Annotated in this window: 23 protein-coding genes and 4 pseudogenes; all 27 read left to right on the top strand. The window is 42.5% G+C overall.

Annotated elements, in window-relative coordinates; translation table 11 throughout:
- Window positions 1–8: 8 nt before the first annotated feature.
- The 27 genes and pseudogenes from ArsFIN_RS12970 to ArsFIN_RS12855 all read left to right on the top strand — a co-directional run bounded on the left by ArsFIN_RS12970 (window position 9) and on the right by ArsFIN_RS12855 (window position 20,393).
- Entirely contained in the window at window positions 9–368 is a 360-nt protein-coding gene (locus ArsFIN_RS12970) for an HNH endonuclease (protein ID WP_135677806.1), read from the top strand.
- A gap of 114 nt (window positions 369–482) precedes the next feature.
- A pseudogene (locus ArsFIN_RS12965) lies at window positions 483–936 on the top strand (phage terminase small subunit P27 family); the annotation flags it as partial.
- A 9-nt stretch (window positions 937–945) separates the two neighbouring features.
- Window positions 946–2,694, top strand: a pseudogene (locus tag ArsFIN_RS12960) (terminase large subunit).
- Window positions 2,691–2,858, top strand: coding sequence for a hypothetical protein (locus ArsFIN_RS26435; protein WP_167876667.1), 168 nt, complete (start codon window positions 2,691–2,693; stop codon window positions 2,856–2,858). The pseudogene ArsFIN_RS12960 and the gene ArsFIN_RS26435 overlap by 4 nt, the downstream one beginning before the upstream one ends.
- A gap of 8 nt (window positions 2,859–2,866) precedes the next feature.
- Window positions 2,867–3,202 (top strand): phage portal protein, encoded by a 336-nt coding sequence (locus ArsFIN_RS28855; RefSeq protein ID WP_407061978.1) that lies wholly within the window; start codon window positions 2,867–2,869, stop codon window positions 3,200–3,202.
- A gap of 19 nt (window positions 3,203–3,221) precedes the next feature.
- A complete protein-coding gene (locus ArsFIN_RS28850; RefSeq protein WP_407061977.1) occupies window positions 3,222–3,377 on the top strand; it encodes a hypothetical protein in 156 nt (51 codons plus the stop codon).
- Window positions 3,344–3,948 (top strand): annotated as a pseudogene (locus tag ArsFIN_RS28845) (phage portal protein). The gene ArsFIN_RS28850 and the pseudogene ArsFIN_RS28845 overlap by 34 nt, the downstream one beginning before the upstream one ends.
- Before the next feature lie 115 nt (window positions 3,949–4,063).
- A pseudogene (locus tag ArsFIN_RS12950) lies at window positions 4,064–4,705 on the top strand (HK97 family phage prohead protease).
- Between the two features lie 16 nt (window positions 4,706–4,721).
- Window positions 4,722–5,939 carry a phage major capsid protein gene (locus ArsFIN_RS12945; RefSeq protein WP_135677805.1) on the top strand — a complete coding sequence of 406 codons (1,218 nt, stop codon included), beginning with the start codon at window positions 4,722–4,724 and terminating at the stop codon, window positions 5,937–5,939.
- 15 nt (window positions 5,940–5,954) lie between these two features.
- Window positions 5,955–6,305 carry a head-tail connector protein gene (locus ArsFIN_RS12940; RefSeq protein WP_246067222.1) on the top strand — a complete coding sequence of 117 codons (351 nt, stop codon included), beginning with the start codon at window positions 5,955–5,957 and terminating at the stop codon, window positions 6,303–6,305.
- On the top strand, window positions 6,286–6,612 hold the full coding sequence (locus ArsFIN_RS12935) for a phage head closure protein (protein ID WP_135677804.1): 327 nt from the start codon (window positions 6,286–6,288) through the stop codon (window positions 6,610–6,612). Before ArsFIN_RS12940 ends, ArsFIN_RS12935 begins: the two co-directional genes overlap by 20 nt.
- Window positions 6,599–6,988: a hypothetical protein gene (locus ArsFIN_RS12930; RefSeq protein WP_135677803.1), complete on the top strand. Its 390-nt coding sequence runs from the start codon at window positions 6,599–6,601 to the stop codon at window positions 6,986–6,988. The genes ArsFIN_RS12935 and ArsFIN_RS12930 overlap by 14 nt, the downstream gene beginning before the upstream one ends.
- A complete protein-coding gene (locus ArsFIN_RS12925) occupies window positions 6,985–7,398 on the top strand; it encodes an HK97-gp10 family putative phage morphogenesis protein (protein ID WP_026824079.1) in 414 nt (137 codons plus the stop codon). Before ArsFIN_RS12930 ends, ArsFIN_RS12925 begins: the two co-directional genes overlap by 4 nt.
- 15 nt (window positions 7,399–7,413) lie before the next feature.
- Window positions 7,414–7,905 carry a phage tail protein gene (locus ArsFIN_RS12920; protein ID WP_135677802.1) on the top strand — a complete coding sequence of 164 codons (492 nt, stop codon included), beginning with the start codon at window positions 7,414–7,416 and terminating at the stop codon, window positions 7,903–7,905.
- Between the two features lie 21 nt (window positions 7,906–7,926).
- Entirely contained in the window at window positions 7,927–8,154 is a 228-nt protein-coding gene (locus tag ArsFIN_RS12915) for a hypothetical protein (protein WP_026824081.1), read from the top strand.
- Window positions 8,155–8,164: 10 nt separating this feature from the next.
- Window positions 8,165–8,512 carry a hypothetical protein gene (locus ArsFIN_RS12910; protein ID WP_026824082.1) on the top strand — a complete coding sequence of 116 codons (348 nt, stop codon included), beginning with the start codon at window positions 8,165–8,167 and terminating at the stop codon, window positions 8,510–8,512.
- Window positions 8,513–8,728: 216 nt separating this feature from the next.
- On the top strand, window positions 8,729–8,911 hold the full coding sequence (locus ArsFIN_RS12905) for a hypothetical protein (protein WP_135677801.1): 183 nt from the start codon (window positions 8,729–8,731) through the stop codon (window positions 8,909–8,911).
- Window positions 8,912–8,947: 36 nt separating this feature from the next.
- Window positions 8,948–11,611, top strand: coding sequence for a phage tail tape measure protein (locus ArsFIN_RS12900; protein WP_135677800.1), 2,664 nt, complete (start codon window positions 8,948–8,950; stop codon window positions 11,609–11,611).
- A gap of 3 nt (window positions 11,612–11,614) precedes the next feature.
- A complete protein-coding gene (locus ArsFIN_RS12895; RefSeq protein ID WP_135677799.1) occupies window positions 11,615–12,214 on the top strand; it encodes a hypothetical protein in 600 nt (199 codons plus the stop codon).
- Window positions 12,214–12,795 carry a hypothetical protein gene (locus ArsFIN_RS12890; RefSeq protein WP_135677798.1) on the top strand — a complete coding sequence of 194 codons (582 nt, stop codon included), beginning with the start codon at window positions 12,214–12,216 and terminating at the stop codon, window positions 12,793–12,795. The genes ArsFIN_RS12895 and ArsFIN_RS12890 overlap by 1 nt, the downstream gene beginning before the upstream one ends.
- Window positions 12,796–12,929: 134 nt before the next feature.
- Window positions 12,930–13,466 (top strand): Ail/Lom family outer membrane beta-barrel protein, encoded by a 537-nt coding sequence (locus ArsFIN_RS12885; RefSeq protein WP_135677590.1) that lies wholly within the window; start codon window positions 12,930–12,932, stop codon window positions 13,464–13,466.
- A 69-nt stretch (window positions 13,467–13,535) separates the two neighbouring features.
- Window positions 13,536–13,883, top strand: a complete 348-nt coding sequence (locus ArsFIN_RS12880) for a DUF6950 family protein (protein ID WP_246067188.1) — start codon at window positions 13,536–13,538, stop codon at window positions 13,881–13,883.
- A complete protein-coding gene (locus ArsFIN_RS12875; RefSeq protein WP_135677797.1) occupies window positions 13,868–16,588 on the top strand; it encodes a phage tail tip protein J-related protein in 2,721 nt (906 codons plus the stop codon). The genes ArsFIN_RS12880 and ArsFIN_RS12875 overlap by 16 nt, the downstream gene beginning before the upstream one ends.
- A gap of 4 nt (window positions 16,589–16,592) precedes the next feature.
- Complete coding sequence (locus ArsFIN_RS12870) at window positions 16,593–16,901, top strand: hypothetical protein (protein WP_135677595.1); 309 nt, start codon at window positions 16,593–16,595, stop codon at window positions 16,899–16,901.
- 9 nt (window positions 16,902–16,910) lie between these two features.
- Window positions 16,911–17,552 carry a hypothetical protein gene (locus tag ArsFIN_RS12865; RefSeq protein WP_135677596.1) on the top strand — a complete coding sequence of 214 codons (642 nt, stop codon included), beginning with the start codon at window positions 16,911–16,913 and terminating at the stop codon, window positions 17,550–17,552.
- 57 nt (window positions 17,553–17,609) lie between these two features.
- Window positions 17,610–18,920 (top strand): phage tail fiber protein, encoded by a 1,311-nt coding sequence (locus ArsFIN_RS12860; protein ID WP_135677796.1) that lies wholly within the window; start codon window positions 17,610–17,612, stop codon window positions 18,918–18,920.
- A 321-nt stretch (window positions 18,921–19,241) separates the two neighbouring features.
- Window positions 19,242–20,393 carry a glycerate kinase gene (locus ArsFIN_RS12855; RefSeq protein WP_026823470.1) on the top strand — a complete coding sequence of 384 codons (1,152 nt, stop codon included), beginning with the start codon at window positions 19,242–19,244 and terminating at the stop codon, window positions 20,391–20,393.
- The last annotated feature ends 164 nt before the right edge of the window (window positions 20,394–20,557 follow it).

The raw sequence follows: 20,557 nt of genomic DNA, 5'->3' as shown, positions 1-20,557 counted from the left end.
GGAGGACTATGCCGCCACGTATTCCCCGTGCCTGTCGCAAACCCGGTTGTGCTAAGACAACAACTGAACGCAGTGGTTATTGTGATGCTCATCGAAACCAAGGATGGGAAAATTATCAGCAAGGTAAAAGCCGTCATCAACGGGGCTATGGTACAAAGTGGGATCATCTCCGTAAAAAAATATTAAAACGTGATAAATTTTTGTGTCAGGGCTGTTTAGTTGAAGGGCGATTGATAACCGCAACCACCGTTGACCATATTCTCGCAAAAGCAACAGGCGGCAATGATGCAGAAAGTAACTTGCAAGCGTTATGTTGGCCATGCCATCGCACGAATACAGCAAGAGAAAAGCGAGGGAGGGGCGGGTAAAATCGCTCTCTCTTTACCTTTGGGAACCGCCGATTTGCCTTTTACACCACCGCAGGTTAGAAAACCTTTTATAGGTATCCCAATTGCGCGATTAATAGGAATTTTAAATTATGTCTGGACCCCAAAACACCGACACATCTACGTTTGATAAGGGTAATCCTTCAAAAGGGCAATTAATAAAAATGAGCCCAAAACCGAAAAGGGGTTCCCCAACACCAAAACACTTTAACAAGCAAGAACGCTACTGGTTTAAGGTTCTTTGCGAACGGCTAGATGCGATAGGTGTTATTACTGCTATCGATGGTATGGCTTTGGAATTGCTGGTTGGGGCGTATGTCGAATGGCGAAAACATCCAGATGTTATTGACAAAGAAGGCGAGACCTACAAGACAACATCCACTGACGGTAACGTCATGATCCGTCCACATCCGCAAGTAGCCATGATGGCCGATGCGTGGAAGCGCATTGCAGATGCAAGCTGAATTCGGCATGACCCCGCTAGCAGGTCAAAGTAAACAGTAAGGCTGCAAACGAAATGAATCCGTTTGTCGAATTTTTTGAAAAGCAGGATAGACTAATGGCAAAAGTAGCGGAAGGCATTAGCTATGCACAACGCGTTGTGTCGGGTGATATCATCGCATGTGAATATGTACGATTGGCGTGTCAACGCTTTTTGAATGACCTTGAGCATGGTGAAGAACGGGGTATCTATTTTAGCTTCCCCCGCGCACAACATATCCTTAATTTCTATCAGTTTGTGCCCCATGTAAAAGGTAATCTTGCCGGTCAAACTATAAAATTGATGGATTGGCATATTTTTATCCTAATCAATATTTTTGGATTTGTTATCCCTTTAGTCGATGAACAAACGGGGGAAAGGGTAATCCGTAATGATGGCAGTGGACGAGTCGTGATGGTCAGACGTTTTCGTACCGCCTATAACGAAGTCGCCCGTAAGAATGCCAAATCAACGCTTTCTTCAGGTATTGCACTTTATATGACCGGATCAGACGGCGAAGGTGGCGCAGAGGTTTATTCAGCCGCCACGACTCGTGATCAGGCTCGCATTGTCTTTGAAGATGCAAAAAAACATGATAAGGAAGGCTAAACATACCCTTGGTCAATGTTTTGAGTTCAATAAATTAGCGATTTATCAAGAAGTCACCGCTTCAAAATTCGAACCACTATCCAGCGATGCAAATAATTTGGACGGGTTAAATATCCATTGCGGTATTGTCGATGAACTGCACGCACACAAAACGCGCGATGTTTGGGACGTATTGGAGACGGCAACAGGTGCAAGATTACAATCCTTGCTCTTCGGTATTACCACCGCTGGATTTAATAAAGAAGGCATATGCTACGAATTACGCGATTATGCCATCAAGGTTTTACAGGGGCAGGTTGAAGACGATTCCTTCTTTGGCATTATTTATACCCTAGACAAGAAAGATGATCCGTTTGACGAGAAGATGTGGCAAAAAGCCAATCCTGGATTAGGTATTTGCAAGCGATGGGATGATATGCGCCGCCTTGCAAAAAAGCTCAGGAGCAGGTTTCAGCCAGGACGAATTTTATAACCAAGCACGCCAACGTTTGGGTGAGTGCGGAGTCAACCTGGATGGATATGCTCAAATGGACAGATCTCTCTGCTGTCGCCCCAATGCACGAGTTAAAAACTTATCCGATGTGGGTCGGTGTTGATTTAGCTAACAAAATTGATATTTGTGCGGCCGTCAAAGTTTGGCAGGCAAACAATGGTCATGTTCATACTGATGCCAAGTTCTGGCTGCCAGAAGACAGGCTAGCGCGTTGTTCTCGACAAATCGCAGAACTCTATCGGAAATGGTCAGCGATGGGGGTATTAACCCTGACTGATGGTGAAGTGGTTGATCACAATCAAATCAAAGAGGAAATCATTACGTGGGTCTCAGGACAAACATTAAAAGAAATTGGATTTGATCCCTGGAGTGCAACGCAATTTGGCTTATCGCTCGCAGAAGAAGGCCTACCACTGGTTGAAGTTTCTCAAACAGTCAGAAATCTGTCAGAAGCAATGAAAGCAGTGGAAGCATTGGTATATGCCGGTAATTGCACCACAACCAGCACCCTGTAATGAACTGGATGATGTCTAATGTGACGGTAAGACCTGACAAGAATGACAACATCTTCCCAAATAAGTCAACGGCAGAAGCTAAGATTGATGGCCCTTGTGCGCTTTTACCGCAATGAGTCGATTATTAGTCAATGGGGGAACCATCAACCTTCGCTTTCTGAAATTATTAGTTCCCACGGACTGAGGATCGCTTTAAGGATCACACAATGACATTAACACTGCTTTCATTTATCACAGGCATTATTGGTGCCATTTTATTGGCTTTCGGTGCCTGGTTATTGCTGCCCGCCGCTGGTTTTATTGTTGGCGGTATTCTTTGTTTACTGTGGTCATTTTTGGTTTCGTACATGATGAGTCGAAAAATCAAACAATAAGAGGCATTATGTTTTCCAGGACTTTTAGCAAAAAAAGTGACATAACTTCACAGGAACTTGGTCATCTGGTGGGGCTTTCTTACGATACTTACGCCGGTCGTAGAGTCAGTCCTAGGTTGGCTATGCAGCTAACCGCGGTATTTAGCTGTGTCAGAGTATTAGCAGAATCTGTCGGCATGCTGCCTTGTGCCCTGTATGAGCGAACGACACAATGCAATCAACGCGCCACGAAAGAAAGGCTTCATCAGCTATTATCAGCAAAACCAAATGGGTATATGACTTCACAAGAGTTTTGGGAATTATTAATAACGAGTTTGTGTCTGAGGGCAATTTTATGCCTATAAGGTTAAGGCCTTAGGCGAAGTGGTTGAGTTACTTCCATTAAGTCCTGACAGTGTCGCACCAACGCTAAATCCTCAATGGGGTATTGAATATCAAGTCACGTTGCCAGATGGAACAAGCCGTATTCTGAGTCAGGATGAAATATGGCATGTTCGCATTTTACATTGGATGGATTAATAGGGTTGAGTCCAATTGCGTATGCACGTCAAGCCATCGGTCTTGGACTAGCAACAGAAGAGCATGGCTCACGTCTATTTGGAAATGGGGCAGTGACAAGTGGGGTTTTACAAACGGAACAATATTTGACAGATGACGCTTATGAGCGATTAAAAATGACTTTGAAGTCCGCCATCAAGGCCTTGAGAATGCGCATAAACCGATGATCCTTAGAATGGGATTGAAGTGGCAACAAATTAGTTTGTCAGCGGAGGATGCTCAATTTTTGGAAACGCGCAAGTTTCAACTGGAAGAAATCTGCCGTATTTTTCGCGTTCCGTTGCACATGGTGCAAAATACAGATAGAGCCACGTTTAATAATATTGAGAATCTGGGTATTGGTTTTATCAACTATTCGCTGGTTCCTTATCTAACGCGCATTGAACAGCGAATAAATATCGGGTTAATCGCTGAAAAAAAACAGAAAAATTTTTATGCTAAGTTCAATACTGGGGCGTTATTACGTGGTGATATGAAATCACGGTTTGCAGCTTACGCAACGGGAATTAATTGGGAATTTATTCCCAAATGAATGCCGCGAACTGGAGGAGCTTAACCCCGTGAAGGCGGTGATATTTATTTAACGCCGATGAACATGACAACAAAACCCAGTCTTACCGAGTTTAGCGAGGATAAATCGAATGACAATAATGATAAAACAGCGGTTTGATATGCCGCTGAGTCTAAAATCAGTGACTGAATCGGGTGAGTTTTCCGGCTATGGTTCTGTTTTGGTGTAAAGATAGTTTTGATGACATCGTAATGCGAGGCGCATTTGAAACATCACTAACGCATTGGCGATGTAAAAATAGTTTTCCTGCCCTTCTTTGGCAGCACCGCATGGATGAACCGATAGGGGTCTATACCGAAATGTGGGAGGATGAAAGAGGGTTATTTGTCAAAGGAAAATTGCTCATTGAAGATGACCCCTTAGCCAAGCGAGCCCATGCGCACATGAAGGCCGGATCACTATCCGGCCTTTCTATTGGGTATGTGCTTAAAGATGGCGAATACGAACGCACTAAAGGGGTCTTTTTGATTAAAGAGATAGATTTATGGGAGGTGAGTTTAGTGACCTTTCCAGCGAACGATGAAGCAAGGATTAATACGATCAAATCAGTATTTGCGCAAGGTCAAATCCCGCACCAAAAGAGATTGAACGAGTCCTGCGTGATGTTGGACTTTCTCGAACACAAGCAAAAAAATTCATGGCGGAAGGCTACCTTGCGTTGTCTCAGCGAGACGTTGAAACCGATCTGTTAGCGGCCTTGAAATCCATTATATTTTAAAAGATAAGGGTAAATTATGCCAATAGACAAAAAAGATGTTGAACTGGTAGCACAAGAGCTACAAAACCGATTTAACGAATTTAAAGAAAAAAATGATAAACGTATTGAGGCTATTGAAGCGCAGAAGGGTAAGCTATCGGAAAATGTTGAAACACTGAATGCTAAACTCAGTGAACTCGATGCGTTAAAATCCTCGCTTGAAGAAGAATTAGTGGCGTTAAAACGTCCTGAGGCAATGAGAAGCAACCAGAGTATAAATGATCATAAATTGGCTTTTTCGCTGTTCATCCGCAAAGGTAAAGAAGAGGGACTCGCTGAACTTGAAAAAAAAGCCATGCAAACGACCACAGACCCTGACGGGGGGTATGCAGTACCTGAGGAATTAGACCGCAATATCATCAAGGCGTTGGGGGATGAAATTGTGATGCGCCAGGAATGTCAGGTATTAACGGTTGGTACCCCCGATTATAAAAAGTTAATTAATAAAGGCGGAACGACAAGTGGTTGGGTCGGTGAAACGGATAAGCGTCCGGAGACATCGACATCGAAATTAGGGGTTATTGAACCTGTCTGGGGTGAAATTTATGGTAATCCAGCTGCTACCCAAAGAATGCTTGATGACAGTTTTTTTAATGTTGAACAATTTATCGTGTCAGAATTGACGCAGGAGTTTGCTCAACAGGAAGAACAGGCATTTACATCCGGTGATGGTCAAAAAAAACCGAAAGGATTGTTAGCCTATGGGAGCGATGAAAAAGCGGATAAGGAACGTGAATGGGGAACGCTGCAACACCTGATGCTTAAAAAACCATCAGAAATTACCGCTGATGAAATCATGCAACTCATTTATACCTTGCGTAAACCTTATCGTACTAATGCCCGGTTTATGATGAATAATAAGACATTATTTCAGGTAAGAACATTAAAAGATTCACAAGGTAATTATTTGTGGCAACCTGGTTTGCAGTTAGGACAACCCTCCGCTTTATTGGGTTACGGTATTGCGGAAAATGAACAGTTTGCGGATTTAGGTGCGGGCAATGTTCCGGTTGCTTTTGGTAATTTTAAACGTTGCTATACCATTTTAGATCGTATTGGTGTCAGGGTATTGAGAGATCCCTATACCAATAAACCGTTTGTTCATTTTTATACGACAAAAAGAGTAGGTTCTATGTTAGTGGATAGTAATGCGATTAAATTATTGAAGGGCAAAGCCAGTGGAGCAGGTGGTTAATTTAAGAGGGGCAATATGCCCCTTTTGCAAAAGTTGAGGTTTGGCATGTTACCTACGCTTGATGATTTACATCTTCAGTGTCGTATTGATACGGATGAGGAAGATGCGCTTTTATTGATGTACCTTGCTGCTGCCAAAGAAAAAGCAGAAAACTACCTTAACCGTTCATTATCTGATTCAGAGAAAAATACGCAAAACGCAACCCAATTAGTGATAACGCCGTTGATTAAACAGGCATTGATATTGGCGGTAGGCTTTTGGTATGACACGCGGGAGTTAAAAAGAATTCCCCCTGGATTTTACGAAATTTTAAACGATTATAGGATATACCCGATGAGAGGGAAGGATGTTAGCCGCCGAACTTAATAAACGCATTACCTTGTATCGGCCTATCACAAAATATCGTCCTTTGGGCGATCCGTATACTGAAATGGAAGCGGTTAACACCGTTTGGGCGCATGCGGAGTCGATATCTAATCGGAAAATTCGCACGGCTGATCAAGAACAGGTCATTGAAACCTTACGTTTTACGTTAAGGCCCCGAAACGATATTGATATTGATTGGCTGGTTGAATATCGGCAACGTCGCTTTACCGTCAGAGCATTAGATCGTAATCAACCTGATCGACTCATTATTACCACAGAAGCAAATATCCGCCATGATAGAAAATGATATTAAAAAAGACTTAAGCCGTATTACGGGATTAGATGCTTTCCCCCTTCAACTTCCTTCAAAACAGCTTGAAGGGGTCATTTATCAGCGTATCAGTGATCCGAAAGTATTTACGGGGTTAGCAAAAACAACGCTCGTACAGGCGCGATATCAGATAACAGTTCAGTTACTCAATGATTATGAAAAAGCCCTCTGGCTAAGCGAAAAAATCAAGGAGGAATGGGGAAAAATTGAACACGGTTATCTGGGTGACTATCCGGTACAACATGTTGAACGCGGTAACTTAATTCAGGACAGGGAAGAACTGACAGAAAACCGAACCTGCTATCGGATCACGCGTGATTTCATACTGACCTATGCCGAGGATGCAAAATGAGAAATCGAGTAGAAGTGAAAGGCTTAAGTGAGCTTGAAGATGCATTAAAAAAATTAGGCGATCAAATTGCGGTTAAGGTTTTACGAAAAGCAGGGAGTGAAGCAATGAGACCCGTGCTCGCCGATATGAAAGCCCATGCGGGTTTTGATGTAGGCAATCTAGGTGAGCATATGCGCGAGAGTATCAAAATACGGACAACAGATAAAATGAAGGATAGCCACACTCAAACTGTGATGACCGTTAGAGTGGGGCCTTCAAAAAAACACATGATGAAAGCGCGCGCGCAAGAGTTTGGCACAGTTAAACAGATAGCACGACCTTTCATTCGACCCGCATTGGATTATCACCGTGAATTTATCCTTAATACCTTAGCCTCAGAAATTCGCGCCAGCATTGAAAAACATCGTTAACGAATAGGAGTTATTATGTCTGAAAACAAAACCTCGCCAGAATATGCTACGCTCCCCGCAGGCGCAGTGGTTAAATTTGGTAAAGTAGGGGATGCAGTGACTGCAATGAAACTTCTGGATACCTGTAGAGCAATAGGCGCAACAGGATTAACAGGAAGCTTTATAGACTGCACAACACTTATAGATCGGAACAAGCAGTTTATAGCTGATTTGCCTGAAGGCCCTGAGAAATCGCTCGGATTTATTGATGATCCCGAAAATGAAAATTTTACGGCATTTTTAAATGCGGCACAAAATAGAGAAACCGTCCAACTTTATATTGAGCTACCCAACAAACGGACAGCCACGATGATCTTGGCCCTGTCAGGCTGGGAGATGAATGAGATTAGTGCGCCAGCCAGTGAAGTCATTCAAATTACGGTGAAAGGCAAACAGAATAATCTCACCTGGGGAACAGTACCCCCCCAAAGCCTTAACCGCCGATACGACGAAATTTACGGCGGATAATACCAAGAGGAAAGTAAACTGATGATAGAAATCAAAAAAATCAATATTGGCACAAAACCGGATGATGGAACGGGTGACACCTTACGTGATGCTTTTAGTAAAACCAATGACAACTTTGAAGCACTTAATACGTTACCCAAAAAAGGAGATAAGGGCGATAAAGGCGATAAAGGCGAACCGGGTAAGGATTTGTCATCAGAACTTGATGCGCTCACTAAACGTGTCAAAGCACTAGAAGAAAAAGGATAAGGTAAATAGCATGTCATCACTTAAAGCACGCTTATTGGCACCGGATAGTTATGTTGAAAAACACGCTATTTTTGATGTTGATGTTTATCTGCGCCGCTTAACCATTGCTGAGCTTGATACGTATGAGCAAGCGTTAAAACAGGCGCAAGACAGCGGCTCTAACACACAGGCAAGTATTGCGGGAGCAAACCTGATTTTAAAAACACTTTGCGATAAAGCAGGGAAACCCTTACCCACTGAAGAATTGCCTACCGCAGAGGAGTTAATCGCTACCAAATCCACGCAATCATTAATTGAAGCCCTCAAATTTGTTCAGCAATTTAGCTGTGGCAGTCTGGATGGTGCTAAAAAAAACTAACCGACTCCGCTCGCTTACGCTTTCTTTTTCAACTTGCGGATAGATGGGGTGAACCTGACCCGCGCAAAATCGCAGCTTTACCGAACGAAATACTGACGCACTGGCAAGCGTTTTTTCTGCTGGAAAGTGAACTCAAAGGCGCAGATATTACGGAAAATGAAGTCATTGCACATAATGATGTTAATCAACAATGTAATAACGTTATGAGGATATTAAATGGCTGATGTCGCCAGTCTGGCTGTAGCATTGCATTTAAATGCCGCCAGCTTCAAAGCGCAGCTAACGGATGCGTACAGTACCGCCGCGAATGAATCACGCAAATTCACCCGTCAGGTTGAAACTGGCTCAATGCAAGTGCTCGCGCCATTAACAAATGGCCACACAAGCAAAGCGTTCTAGCGGTCAAGCGGCACAAGGTTTTGGCAACTTCACCATGTGTTAACTGAGCTGGTTTCTGGCAGCAATGTAGCTGCCAGTACGATTTCAAACGCGTTGGTGCCCGCTTTTGAACGATTGTTTGGCTCAGCGCATGGCACGACTTTCGATACTCAACGGCAGATGGCGAAAGACTCTGCACAAAGTGCGGTAGATTATGCACAGTCTACGATTGAGGCTGCCAAAGCAGATGCCACCCGTGCGCAGCAGGGATTAAAAACCGCGCAAGCCATGAAAGCACAGGCTATCGCGCAGCGTGAACAGGCGTTGGCTTCTGATGAATACCTTGAGAAGATGCGCGCGGTCAACGCCCAAAATGGACTGAATACGGCTGAAATTGAAAAGGCATATGCGGCGCAAAATGCGGCAAACGCCAGAACGATCGCCGAAGCAAATCTGGCTGAAGTCAGCGCAAATCAAAAAGCCGCCGCCGCTTCTGCGCAATTAACGACAGCGCAAGCAGCGGAAACGACGGGCACGCGACAATTAGCTTTAGCCAAGCAGCAACTTGCCGCTGCAAACACTGAGTTATCCACTTTGCAGCGCGTAACCGGAGGAATAACGGGCGCTTTCAGTAACCTTATTAATCTGATGGGTGGGCCGCTCAATGTTGGCTTGATGGCAACCGCAGGGTCAGTATTTTATTTGTATTCGCAGTTTAAGGAAGCGGAAGAAAGGCAGAAGTCTTTTTATGCAGCCCTTCAAAAAGGCGGATTATTTTTATCGACAACAACGGTTGAATTGAATCTGTTAGCAGATCGACTAGGCGGGACAGCCGAAGCCTATAAAGCGGTGACTTCTGCCGCAAGTGCAGGGTTTAGCGGTAAGCTACTGGAAGACGTGGCGGAGTTTGGGGCTCAACTTGAGGAGTCGGGCGGTAGCGTCGATATGTTGGTCAGCAAGCTATCGGCAATCGGTGACCAACCGTTAAAAGCCTTGCGAAATTACGCGGCTGAGGGTGTGATATTAACGCAATCGATTTACGAGCAAATTGCTGCCTTGGAAAGACGGGGACAAATTGAAGAAGCCAAAGCGCTTGCAAGAAATGCCTACGAAAAACAGAATCAGGAAAATACTAAAGAAAGCGAGCGCTTAACGCAGGCGCATAAAAGATCACTCGATGATCTGAGCGGCAGTTTTAACGTGTTAATGGCGGCATCAACGCAAAGTCTGACACTGTATAATCAGGTGTTGCAAAAAGAAAAGGACAAGGAAAATGCGATTTATGCCAGGCAACTGGAAGAACGCAAAGCACAAATTAAAACGGAAAGTCAGCTCGCCATTCATACCATCGAAACCGCTGCACAAATTAATGCGGCGATTAATGCGGGTAAAGACCCGCTAAAAGAAAGGGCGAGGGTACAGCAGGAAATAAATCAATATTATAAAGCCGGTAACCTAACGTTAAGTGAATATGCGCAGGCGCTGAAAGGCCTCGACAAACTGTACGCATCCCCGCAAAAAACGTCCGGTGAAACCCTTGATGCAGGGCGTCAGCGAATTGAGCAACTGCAACAACAAACGGCGACTTTACAAGCGCAATTAATGGAAAATGAAAAGCTCCTCGATTCAGAGCGTAAGTTGGCAGTCTTTGAGCAAGAACTCACTCGATTAAAAGGGCAAACGCTCAATGCATCGCAGAAGAGCGTGTTAGTTCATGCGGATGAAATTCGGACGCAGTTGCAAATCAACGCCGGATTGGAGCGTGAATTAAAACTGAAGGAACTAAGAAAACAATTTGATGGCCAGAACTTTGAAATAGCGAGTACAACCGCAAAGTTACGACGGGATGCCCAGAATGAAATTTTAAAAAGTACCATGTCTGAATCTGCTTATGAATTGAGACAAAAAGAAGAGCAAATTCATGAGGATTTTGATAAACGCAGATATCATTTAGAAAAAGAATTATCTGATAAGACTTCCCAACTTTATGCAGAACAGACGCAGTTTTTAACGCAAGAAGAACAAAAACAAATTGAGATAGTGAGAGCTGCTGCATTAAGTAAGGCGAAGGTGGCGCAAGATGGGAGGAAAGGTGTAGCCAAAGGCTGGCAGGATTTTGGTGCGGAAACAGAAAACGTGTTTGATAATATGCGAAACATTACTAAAAACGCTTTCGACGGCATGTCAAACACACTGGCTGACTTTGTGACGACAGGCAAATTTAACTTTTCTGATTTTGCTCAGTCTGTCGTTAATGATATTACCCGCATGATTGTTAAAATGATGGTGTTTAAAGCCCTGGAATCAAGCTTAGGTGGCACTGGGCTGGGTAATTTTCTTGGTATAAAAGTCAATGCCCTTGGCGGAGTTTATCAATCTTCGGGCTTAAGTGCCTACCGTAATACCGTTGTTGATTCGCCGACGTTATTCCCGTTTGCTAAAGGAGTCGGGTTAATGGGTGAAGCAGGGCCGGAGGCCATTATGCCACTGACCCGAGGGCGGGATGGTTCGCTAGGTGTACGGTCACTAGGGGATTCATCGCAGACACCAGGTAATACAGCGGTTCATATCCATCAGATAATCAATGTGACCGGTAATGGCGATAAAGTCATTGGAGAAATAACCCAACGCGCAGCAAAACAGGGAGCAGATGATGCGATTGCACGCATTCAGCGAGATTTTGCGACTAATGGACGTATACGGAAACTTTTAGGGAGTTAACTGATGGCATCGGTTATTGAATGGCCAAAAGAGGTTGTACCTTCATCAATGAATTGGCAACTGGTTAGCAATAGTAAAACCTTTGTTTCAACTTTTACCGGCAGTGCACAAACGGTCAGATATCCAGGTAGCCGCTGGCGTTGCACGCTGACATTTAATAATCTGGTCGAGAAACTTTCCCGTCAACTGGAAGCCTTAACTGCGGAGCTGGATGGCGAAAGTGGTCGGGTTAAAATTAGTCACTGGCTACGGCAAGGATTGGTGGAAAGAGGCGTTCCGGCAATTCGTACCGCAAACCAAACCGGCAGGATATTGCTTACCCGAGGCTGGAAAAAAAATTTAATTGTCATCAGAAAAGGGGATTATTTAACGATTGGCGATGAGCTGAAAATAGTTACGGATAATGTCTTCAGTGATACTAACGGTAATGCGTCAATTCCCATTTCACCGATGCTGCGATATGCGCCAAAAGTTAATGATAAATTAGAAACCCTGTCACCGTTTGGCATTTTTAAACTGACGACTAATGATCAGGGTGGTTTTCAGTATCGTCCAGGCGTGTTTACTCATGTTACTTTGGAGTTTGAGGAGGCGCTTTACTGATGTTATACCATCCTTTTTCTAACAACATGGTTAAAGCGATTAATGACGGATATGAATTAGTCATGGCTGCAAGATTAGATTTTAAGTCAGGGGTAGCTAGAAATCATACCGGTGTTGGCAATATCATTATTGCGGGTGAAGTTTACGAGGGTGTTGGAAAATTCGGTGCAGTTGAAAATGTAAAAGAGGAAAATACAACCAGTCCACAGCAATTAATATTATCCCTTTCTGGCTTTGACTCGATGCTGGTCGGTGATGTGATGAATGAACGCAGTCGCGGCAGAAATGTTCGTTTAATGTTGGTTGCCATCAATCCGGAAGGAAAACCAGAGATTGCTGAAGTGATTTTTGCCGGACAAATTTCGCATATTGGCGTTTCGAGCGGTGAAGAAAATGCAGTAGCGGTGACCGTATCCAATCGTTTTGAACGTTGGTCGATGGGGCTACCGGACAGATTCACGGATGAGTCATGGCGCAAACGGAAAAGTGACGACCGTATCTTCAGATATGTGGCGCAAATGGCTGAGCGGGCGATTTATTGGGGTGGTAAAAAGGATTCACCGGGGTTTGTTTATAAGTAAATAATTTCAAATATATCTATTTTGAAATAGATTTTAAATGTAATACGAATAAACTTATATGATAATTTGCGATACGCAATGCAAATTATGTTGCTTTGTTTTAATCATTTATTTTTAGTAATAGCAGGAAAAAAATGAAAAAAATATTATTGATATCATCGATAGCTTCTATTCTTACATTTATCGCATTTAGCGCTAATGCGGAAGGAAATAATACCCTATCAATGGGTTATGCGCAAAGTAACATTAAGGTCAGTGTTGGTGATGTAAATTTTGACCTTAATGATAGTGCAAAAGGTTTCAATATTAAAGCCCGTCATGAGTTCAATGATAACTGGGGTGTGATGGGTTCATTTGCTTATACGCATAAAGGTTATTATTTTTCTGATTATTCAACCGTCGATATCGATTACTACTCACTCAGTGTCGGGCCCGCTTATCGTTTTAATGAATATATGAGTGCGTATGGCTTAATTGGTATTGCACATGGTAAAGCGAAAGTAAAAACATTTAATGATAGCGAAAGTGGTTCTGAAAGCAGATTAGTTGGTGGTGTTGGTTTGCAATTTAATCCAGTGGAAAATATTGCCATTGATGCCTCTTATGAATACACCAGATTCGGTGATTTTAAAGTCGGCACCTGGATGCTTGGTGCAGGTTTCCGGTTCTAAATTTTAATTGATATCAAAATGCGACATAAAAATTGGGTAACCAGATTACCCCAAACTTTAAGGGCGGCGATGAGTCGCCCTTTTTCATGGGGTGAGCATGACTGCTGTTTATTTACGGCTGACTGCGTAATAGCTATTTGTGACTTTGATCCGTGTTCATCCGTTCGGGGGCGTTATAACAGCAAAGCGAGTGCATTTCGGCTATTGAAAAATGAATTTGGCACACTTCAGTATTTCTGGGGGCTGTTTTTCAATGTGCTCCAGGATGGGGAAGCAGGACGGGGGGACATTGTGATGTTTGATGGTGATGAGGGGTTGACCATGGGAGTCATTTGGGCGGGTAAAATCTGGGCAGTTACTGACCATGGCGCAAGACCGGTTGATAAAAAAATCGTGATGGCATGGAGGGTGACGTAATGCCAGGCAGCGTTGGAAACTCGATTACCGGTATTATTGGTGCCGGATTAATGATAGCGGGCGTAATTGCTACCGGTGGATTGGGGTTGGGGTTAATTGCGGCGGGTCTTGCCGTTCAAACGGCGGGATCATTGTTGTTCCAACAAAAGCCGCCTGATCCTGCGCGCGATCAAGCCGAACGTAAGCAAATATTACGTTCGGCGTCCGCATCAGAAGTCGTCATCATGGGTAAAACAGTCTGTTCAGGATTACTCTTTTTTGCTGAAACTAAAAAAGTTAAAATTCCAGTTATAGGCGGAATAAATTACATACTCTATATGGCCATTGCACTGGCCGGACATAAAATCAGTCGTGTTGGTCGCATCTGGTTTAATGATGATCTGATAGATTCTTTTGGTAAAGCGGCTGAGTACGAACTGCATAACGACAGGAAAGATGCCGATCCTTATTTACTCAGAGAGGCGCCTAGCTGGAAAAAGGATATGATTGGCAGGGGGCTGGCATGGTTAAGATTTACCCTTTACCATGATGATGAGAAGTACCCACAAGGTATCCCTAATATAAAAGTTGAAATTTGGGGCAAAGAGATTTTTGATCCAAGAACCCATAAAACGACATGGAGCAATAATGGGGCACTGGTTATTCTTGATTACTATCGTCGTTACTTAAAGGTACCGGATACCGATATTGATTTTTCGGCGTTTAAAGTAGCGGCTGACTTGTGTGATGAGTCGACTAAAACGGCGGATGGTACTGAACCCCGCTATACCCTGAACGGTGCTTATGATTTATCCGAGTCACCCGCCTCAGTGCTAGATAATATGCACAAATGCATTGCGGCAGAACCCACTTATATCGCGGGTAAGCACGGCATTTTAATGCAGTCTTATAACGGACCGGCTACTTTGCGTATTGAAGCCAACCAAATCATTGATACCGTCAATATTACCCCTGAATTGTCCCTGCGCGAAGCGACTAATGCGATATACGGTACGTTTATTGATGCTGAGCAACAATATATCAAAACAGATTTCCCGCCGGTGATTGTACAGGAGTGGGTTGATGAAGACGGGCTGGAAATTAAAGAAAATATCGATTATCGCTTTGTCACCAGTCCTTATCAGGCACAGCGTTTAGCCAATCTTTATTTACGCAAAAAGCGCGCGGGTCGCAGGGTTCAGCTTACCATGAATCTGGATGGTTATGCTTATCGGCCTGGTGATGTTGTTTTGCTTAACTTACCCAGTCTTGGTATTAAGGATGCTGAATTTCGTATAGCAGAGTGGAAATTTCACCCGCAAGAGGGCGTAGAAATTCTGTTAGAGGAAGACGGTGCTTATATTTACGAAGATATTATCGGTAAACCTTCTAAAGCCCCGCCGTTTACTGAATTACCCATAGGGGGAGTCGCCCCACCTATAAATCTGGCTTTTGTGCCAACGACGATTGGCGATGTTGTACAGGGTTATTTGAGCTGGGAAAACACCGCAGCAGATGTTCGGTATAACACCGTTAATGTTATTGAAAATGGTCAGGTCATACAGACAATTCAGGTTCCAGGAGAGCGGGTTGATATTGCAGGGCTACCGAGAGGCACTTACCGTGCTGAAGTCAGATCAGTTGACGCGGCTGGCGCAATTTCTCAGCCTACTATTCTTGATTTTGCGATTGAAGCGCCGCCCTCCCCTGTTAGCGTGTCTGTTACTCCGGGTATGTCTTCATTAACGGTCGTGCCGACAATTGCCGATTCAGCGGCCTATGGCAGTAACTTTGAATTCTGGTTTAGCGACAAAAAACTGAAAGATAAGTCTGAGAATGAAGTTATCACGAATGCAAAGAAAATCGGCCAGGGCCAACGTTGGACACAGGAAAATCTTAAAGTTGGTCATGAATATTTTTTCTATATTCGCACGATAAACAGTTACGGTAAATCGGCGTTTGTTGAAGCATCAGGTTTTCCAAATAGCGTAGCGAGCGATATTCTTGATGAAATAGACAAAAAAATTAACGATACGGAAGCCATTAAACAGCTAAAGAAAGGAATAGATAGCAGCACAGAGGCCATACTGGAAAACGCGAAGGGACTCAACGGCAATACGCAGTACTTCATGCGTCAAAACGGCAAGATGAAGGCGAAAATCGTCAGGGTTGACAATTATGTGGTAACCGAGACTAAAGCCTTAGCCGAGTCTATCCATCAAGTCAGAGCGACAGCGGATAAGTCATGGGCAGCCGCTCAGAATTCGCTACAAGCTAAGTATGACATGAAAAAAGGCGAGGCTTCTGCAACTTTCACTAACTTGGTTAAGATTGTTTATGATGGCGTTTCTTACGATGCAGGAATGGTGATAGGTGCGGAATTAAAAAACGAAAAAGTAACCACTGTGATGGGGTTTAATGCGCAACAATTTGCTTTTTATAATCCTAGCAACGGGAAAATGGATTTATTTATGTATCTGCAAGACGGACAGGTTTTTATTAATGAAGCGTTCATTAATGAAGCTTGGCTCAATAGCGTTGTCGTTATCGACAAAATACAATCCAAAAACTACCTACCTGAAAAATCTGGATTCATCCTTGATGCTAAAAACAATCGCTTTGAGATGAACTCGAATAGTAAAGATAGTCGATTTACCTTTGATGGCACCGGATTACGTCTTTATGACGAAAAGGGGCAGGTTAGAATAGAAATTGCGTTGGAGTGATAAGATGCTAATCCCCAAATTTAATATTTATCATGATGGCGGAGAAATAGATAATATTCTTCAATCATTCGGCTTTGTTATCCATTCAGAAGAAGTTGATTTTAAAAAAAACAGCTTTCAATTCGATCAGCGTTTTCTTAAAGGTGGCAGAAAAATAGTTGCGGTTCCTCGCATTGATATTGCCCATACCGGTAATAAATATCCAGCAATTGAGAACGTCCATATATATGGAAATATCGTTAGCTGGAATTATACGAATTTTTGTATTGGATGTGCAACGATACCTATCATTCATGTTTTTAAACTGATTTAACGTTAATTTATGAAACCGGTAATAAAAGTAAATGGTGCAGAACTTGGGATTTTCACTTCCGTCACTTATGTCTTGGAAAGATTAATCGATTTTTCCAGGGAAGGTACGCCAGATCAAAATGTGCAAGGGTTCAAAAACTTAAGATATAGCGTAAATCATCCAAACATTTTGAATAGCTATTTGGTATTTCATCGTAATGCGAGGAGGGAGGGTGAAAATTCAACCTATACGGAGGCAATCAAGCAAGGAAATGTATTTGCTATCCGCGCGCACAATACGACAAATGTTTATATTTATAGACCCCAACTACCTAATGACAGCAATGACAAAGGTTTTTTGAAAATTCACAACGAAAAAAAGGAATTATTTTATTCGTCCAGTCATCTACCCTTAAAAATAGATGATATCGTTTTCGGCCCATTTCCAAAACCAGGCTATTTCGGTCAAATGACTTTAGTCTATATTACTGCCGTTTATGAGCCTGATAATCAAGCATTGGCATTCGTTAATGGTTATAGTGTTTCAAAAGATGGCATTATCGCAATCACAGAATGGACCGGTCCTAGTTTTGGCTGTAAAGGTTGGGGGTACAATAATAACTTTGGTGCGGTGATGGCTTATGCGCCTGACGCTTATCCAAGATGGAAGTAACCAATTCATAGAGATCGTTTAATTGCGATTTTCTATATCAAAATTTCAGGAAAAAACATGATTTATAAAGATGGCACCGTAACTGTCGTGTCAGGCTCTTCTATTGTCAAAGGCACAGGCACAAAATTGAACAGTAATAATCCGTTGGTATCACCTGGCATGTTAATGCTGATTAAAATCGGTAATATTAACTATCCTTACATGATAATGGCAGTTAACAGTGATACTGAATTAACGTTAGCAGATAAGCCGACTTTTAGCGCTACCGACACAACGTACACCATTAATCTCACCGAGCCAAATAATAATAGTGATGCGGCAAGAGCACTGGTTGCAGCTAACACTTATATCCTTTACTTCCTGCAAAACATGGATACCTGGATGGGGGACAACGGTGTCGTTGAACTTACGCTACCCAGTGGCAAAACGGTTAAGTTAGAGTCGATTAAAGCATTACAGGAGCTTGTAAAAGGTAAAGCAGATACAAAAAGCGTTGAAGCAATCAGTAAAAAATTAAACGAGAAGTTTGATAAAACGGGCGGTGAAATTAACGGTGATGTGCAATTAAATGCTGGGAAAATAAATTCAAAGCACGGGGATAAGGTTGTGTCCCATACCTTTCAGGATAAGGATGGTACCTTGATACAGATGGGTGATTTTGGATTAGGCGGTACAACTATTTATGAAAGAGGAAATGAATCGATAACAGGAGGCTGTGGTTTTTTTAGTAATCTTGGTTATGATGATGACCGCTTTGATGGTAAATGGGGTTCAGGAATTAGACTCCAGTATGATAAGAATAGTTTTTATTTTCTCTTTCTAGATGGTTATGGGAACACATGGACAGCTATCCATTTGGCGGATAAACAGTCTTTTAAGTTAAAAAAGCAATGGAGTGAAAATAACACAACGGTTGATGGTAATGGTTTTATCAAAAAAGCCTCACCGATTATTAAAATTTATCCTAATGGGAATTTTGGAACGAATGAGGAGTCAGAAGGCGCGATTGTTCAACGACTCGATACAGGAAAATATTTGATTTCCAGAGTATTGGGCTATAACTCAGACGGCGCATGGGGTGTGAATGGAGGTGTTTCAGTACCTAAAGATATTAATGGATTAGAACTTATCTACGTCAAAGACAAAATTTTATCTAATGGTAGCATCGAGATTCAAACATTTCACCGACAACACCCCCATTTACAAGAAGATTTTCAGAACTGGCGGATTAAAGAAATTATTGATGGAAAACCAACTTATTATATCGATGGTGAGCCGTGTGATATTCCGCCATCGACATGGCTAGATGTGAGGGTAGAGATGCCGGTTGATTCAATCTGGAATCAGCAACACGCGCAAACCAAATAGCCCCATCACAGGGGCATCCTATTAGCAGCATTGGTGGAAGTTGTTAACCATTAACTGTTAGTTGCGTGTAAGTGGCTTTGTGTGAGATAGCGGTTTTGCTCTAAGCATAATGGTAAAGATAGCACACGGGGGTGAAAAATTAATTTGTACATAACTGTGTATATAAAAATAACTTTAATTACCATAATATTAATTAGTTCATTGATTATTAATATTATTTTTAAACAAAGATTTATTTTATCATCAAATAAATGAAATGGCTCTCAAGCATAACGATCCCTAATGGCAAGTGATGTTATTTATTTTTTTATGGTAGTGAAAATGAAAATAATTATTGCCCCGGATTCATTTAAAGAAAGTTTGACCGCCAAGCAGGCTGCACGAGCTATCGAAGCTGGCTTCATGGCCGTTTTTCCAGCAGCTAAATATTTATGTTTTCCGATGGCTGATGGAGGAGAAGGCACAGTTGACGCTTTAGTTGCGGCTAAAGGGGGACAACGTATTGAGTTGGCCGTAGCAGGGCCTTTAAAAACCCTGGTGAAAGCTTATTATGGCTTACTGGATAATGGTGATACTGCTGTGATAGAAATGGCGGCAGCGAGTGGCTTAATGCAAGTTCCTTTAGACCAGCGTAATCCTTTATTAACAACCAGTTTTGGTACTGGTCAATTAATGCTTGCCGCGCTTGATCACGGCGTTAAAAAGATCATTTTAGCCATCGGAGGAAGTGCTACGGTGGATGGCGGTATTGGTATGATGCAGGCGCTGGGCGCCAGTTTTTATCGTAAGGATGGTCATTTATTAGAATTTGTTGCTAAAGAAATGGCTGAACTAGAACGGATAGAGCTATCAACTTTAGATAGCAGATTACAACAGTGTCAGATTGAAATAGTCTGCGATGTTAATAATCCGTTAATTGGTCAACACGGTGCGGCAAAAACATTTGCTCCTCAAAAAGGGGCTACTGACGAAATGGTTACCCATCTAGAACAGGGTTTACTTCATTACGCCGATATTATTCAATCCATGACTGGCACTGATTATCGATATCTGCCAGGTTCTGGCGCAGGCGGTGGAATTTCTGTCGCTGCATTGGCTTTTCTCAATGCAACATTGTGCTCTGGAATTGAAACAGTTTGTCAGGCTATGCACTTTAAAGATGAATTAGCTACAACCGATTTAGTTATAGTAGGTGAAGGAAGTATGGATGGACAAACATTAAATGGAAAAGCGCTAATCGGTATTGCTAAGCTTGCGGCTCAATATGGTATCCCCGTTATCGCCATAGTGGGTATCCAAGGAAAAAACATTGCAGCTGTTTATCAGCAAGGGGTCAATGCCGTATTTAGTATTTTACCCCGCGTGTTATCACAGCAAGCAGCTTTAGAGCAGGGAGAATTAAATCTACAGCATTGTGCATATAATATTGCAAAAGTTTTACAATGCGGGATAATATTAGCTAAAAATTATTAGTTTTAGGCTTAAAATTAAAACTTACTTATTGTTTATTTTTTAGCAAATTTAATTAAATTAGTGTTAAACAGCTAAAACGCTGATTTATTGGCTATTGAGTAAATAATTTGATGGTTGTTGTTAATCTATGCTTAACCAAGCCCCTTATTAATATTGCTAAATAA

The sequence above is a fragment of the Arsenophonus nasoniae genome (assembly GCF_004768525.1).
GTDB lineage: Bacteria > Pseudomonadota > Gammaproteobacteria > Enterobacterales > Enterobacteriaceae > Arsenophonus > Arsenophonus nasoniae.
The sequence above is the reverse complement of the archived record's forward strand: the minus strand, read 5'-3'. Positions and strand labels throughout refer to the sequence as shown.

Excerpts from the sequence above, each read along its gene's own strand:
- ArsFIN_RS12905 (WP_135677801.1), top strand. The coding sequence starts at position 8,729 with ATGGCTGATGTCGCCAGTCTGGCTGTAGCATTGCATTTAAATGCCGCC.
- ArsFIN_RS26435 (WP_167876667.1), top strand. The coding sequence starts at position 2,691 with ATGACATTAACACTGCTTTCATTTATCACAGGCATTATTGGTGCCATT.
- ArsFIN_RS12875 (WP_135677797.1), top strand. The coding sequence starts at position 13,868 with ATGGAGGGTGACGTAATGCCAGGCAGCGTTGGAAACTCGATTACCGGT.
- ArsFIN_RS12870 (WP_135677595.1), top strand. The coding sequence starts at position 16,593 with ATGCTAATCCCCAAATTTAATATTTATCATGATGGCGGAGAAATAGAT.
- ArsFIN_RS12915 (WP_026824081.1), top strand. The coding sequence starts at position 7,927 with ATGATAGAAATCAAAAAAATCAATATTGGCACAAAACCGGATGATGGA.
- ArsFIN_RS12855 (WP_026823470.1), top strand. The coding sequence starts at position 19,242 with ATGAAAATAATTATTGCCCCGGATTCATTTAAAGAAAGTTTGACCGCC.
- ArsFIN_RS28855 (WP_407061978.1), top strand. The coding sequence starts at position 2,867 with ATGTTTTCCAGGACTTTTAGCAAAAAAAGTGACATAACTTCACAGGAA.
- ArsFIN_RS12970 (WP_135677806.1), top strand. The coding sequence starts at position 9 with ATGCCGCCACGTATTCCCCGTGCCTGTCGCAAACCCGGTTGTGCTAAG.
- ArsFIN_RS12935 (WP_135677804.1), top strand. The coding sequence starts at position 6,286 with ATGTTAGCCGCCGAACTTAATAAACGCATTACCTTGTATCGGCCTATC.
- ArsFIN_RS12945 (WP_135677805.1), top strand. The coding sequence starts at position 4,722 with ATGCCAATAGACAAAAAAGATGTTGAACTGGTAGCACAAGAGCTACAA.
- ArsFIN_RS12865 (WP_135677596.1), top strand. The coding sequence starts at position 16,911 with ATGAAACCGGTAATAAAAGTAAATGGTGCAGAACTTGGGATTTTCACT.
- ArsFIN_RS12890 (WP_135677798.1), top strand. The coding sequence starts at position 12,214 with ATGTTATACCATCCTTTTTCTAACAACATGGTTAAAGCGATTAATGAC.
- ArsFIN_RS12895 (WP_135677799.1), top strand. The coding sequence starts at position 11,615 with ATGGCATCGGTTATTGAATGGCCAAAAGAGGTTGTACCTTCATCAATG.
- ArsFIN_RS12885 (WP_135677590.1), top strand. The coding sequence starts at position 12,930 with ATGAAAAAAATATTATTGATATCATCGATAGCTTCTATTCTTACATTT.
- ArsFIN_RS12860 (WP_135677796.1), top strand. The coding sequence starts at position 17,610 with ATGATTTATAAAGATGGCACCGTAACTGTCGTGTCAGGCTCTTCTATT.
- ArsFIN_RS12880 (WP_246067188.1), top strand. The coding sequence starts at position 13,536 with ATGAGTCGCCCTTTTTCATGGGGTGAGCATGACTGCTGTTTATTTACG.
- ArsFIN_RS12930 (WP_135677803.1), top strand. The coding sequence starts at position 6,599 with ATGATAGAAAATGATATTAAAAAAGACTTAAGCCGTATTACGGGATTA.
- ArsFIN_RS12925 (WP_026824079.1), top strand. The coding sequence starts at position 6,985 with ATGAGAAATCGAGTAGAAGTGAAAGGCTTAAGTGAGCTTGAAGATGCA.
- ArsFIN_RS12910 (WP_026824082.1), top strand. The coding sequence starts at position 8,165 with ATGTCATCACTTAAAGCACGCTTATTGGCACCGGATAGTTATGTTGAA.
- ArsFIN_RS12940 (WP_246067222.1), top strand. The coding sequence starts at position 5,955 with ATGCCCCTTTTGCAAAAGTTGAGGTTTGGCATGTTACCTACGCTTGAT.
- ArsFIN_RS12920 (WP_135677802.1), top strand. The coding sequence starts at position 7,414 with ATGTCTGAAAACAAAACCTCGCCAGAATATGCTACGCTCCCCGCAGGC.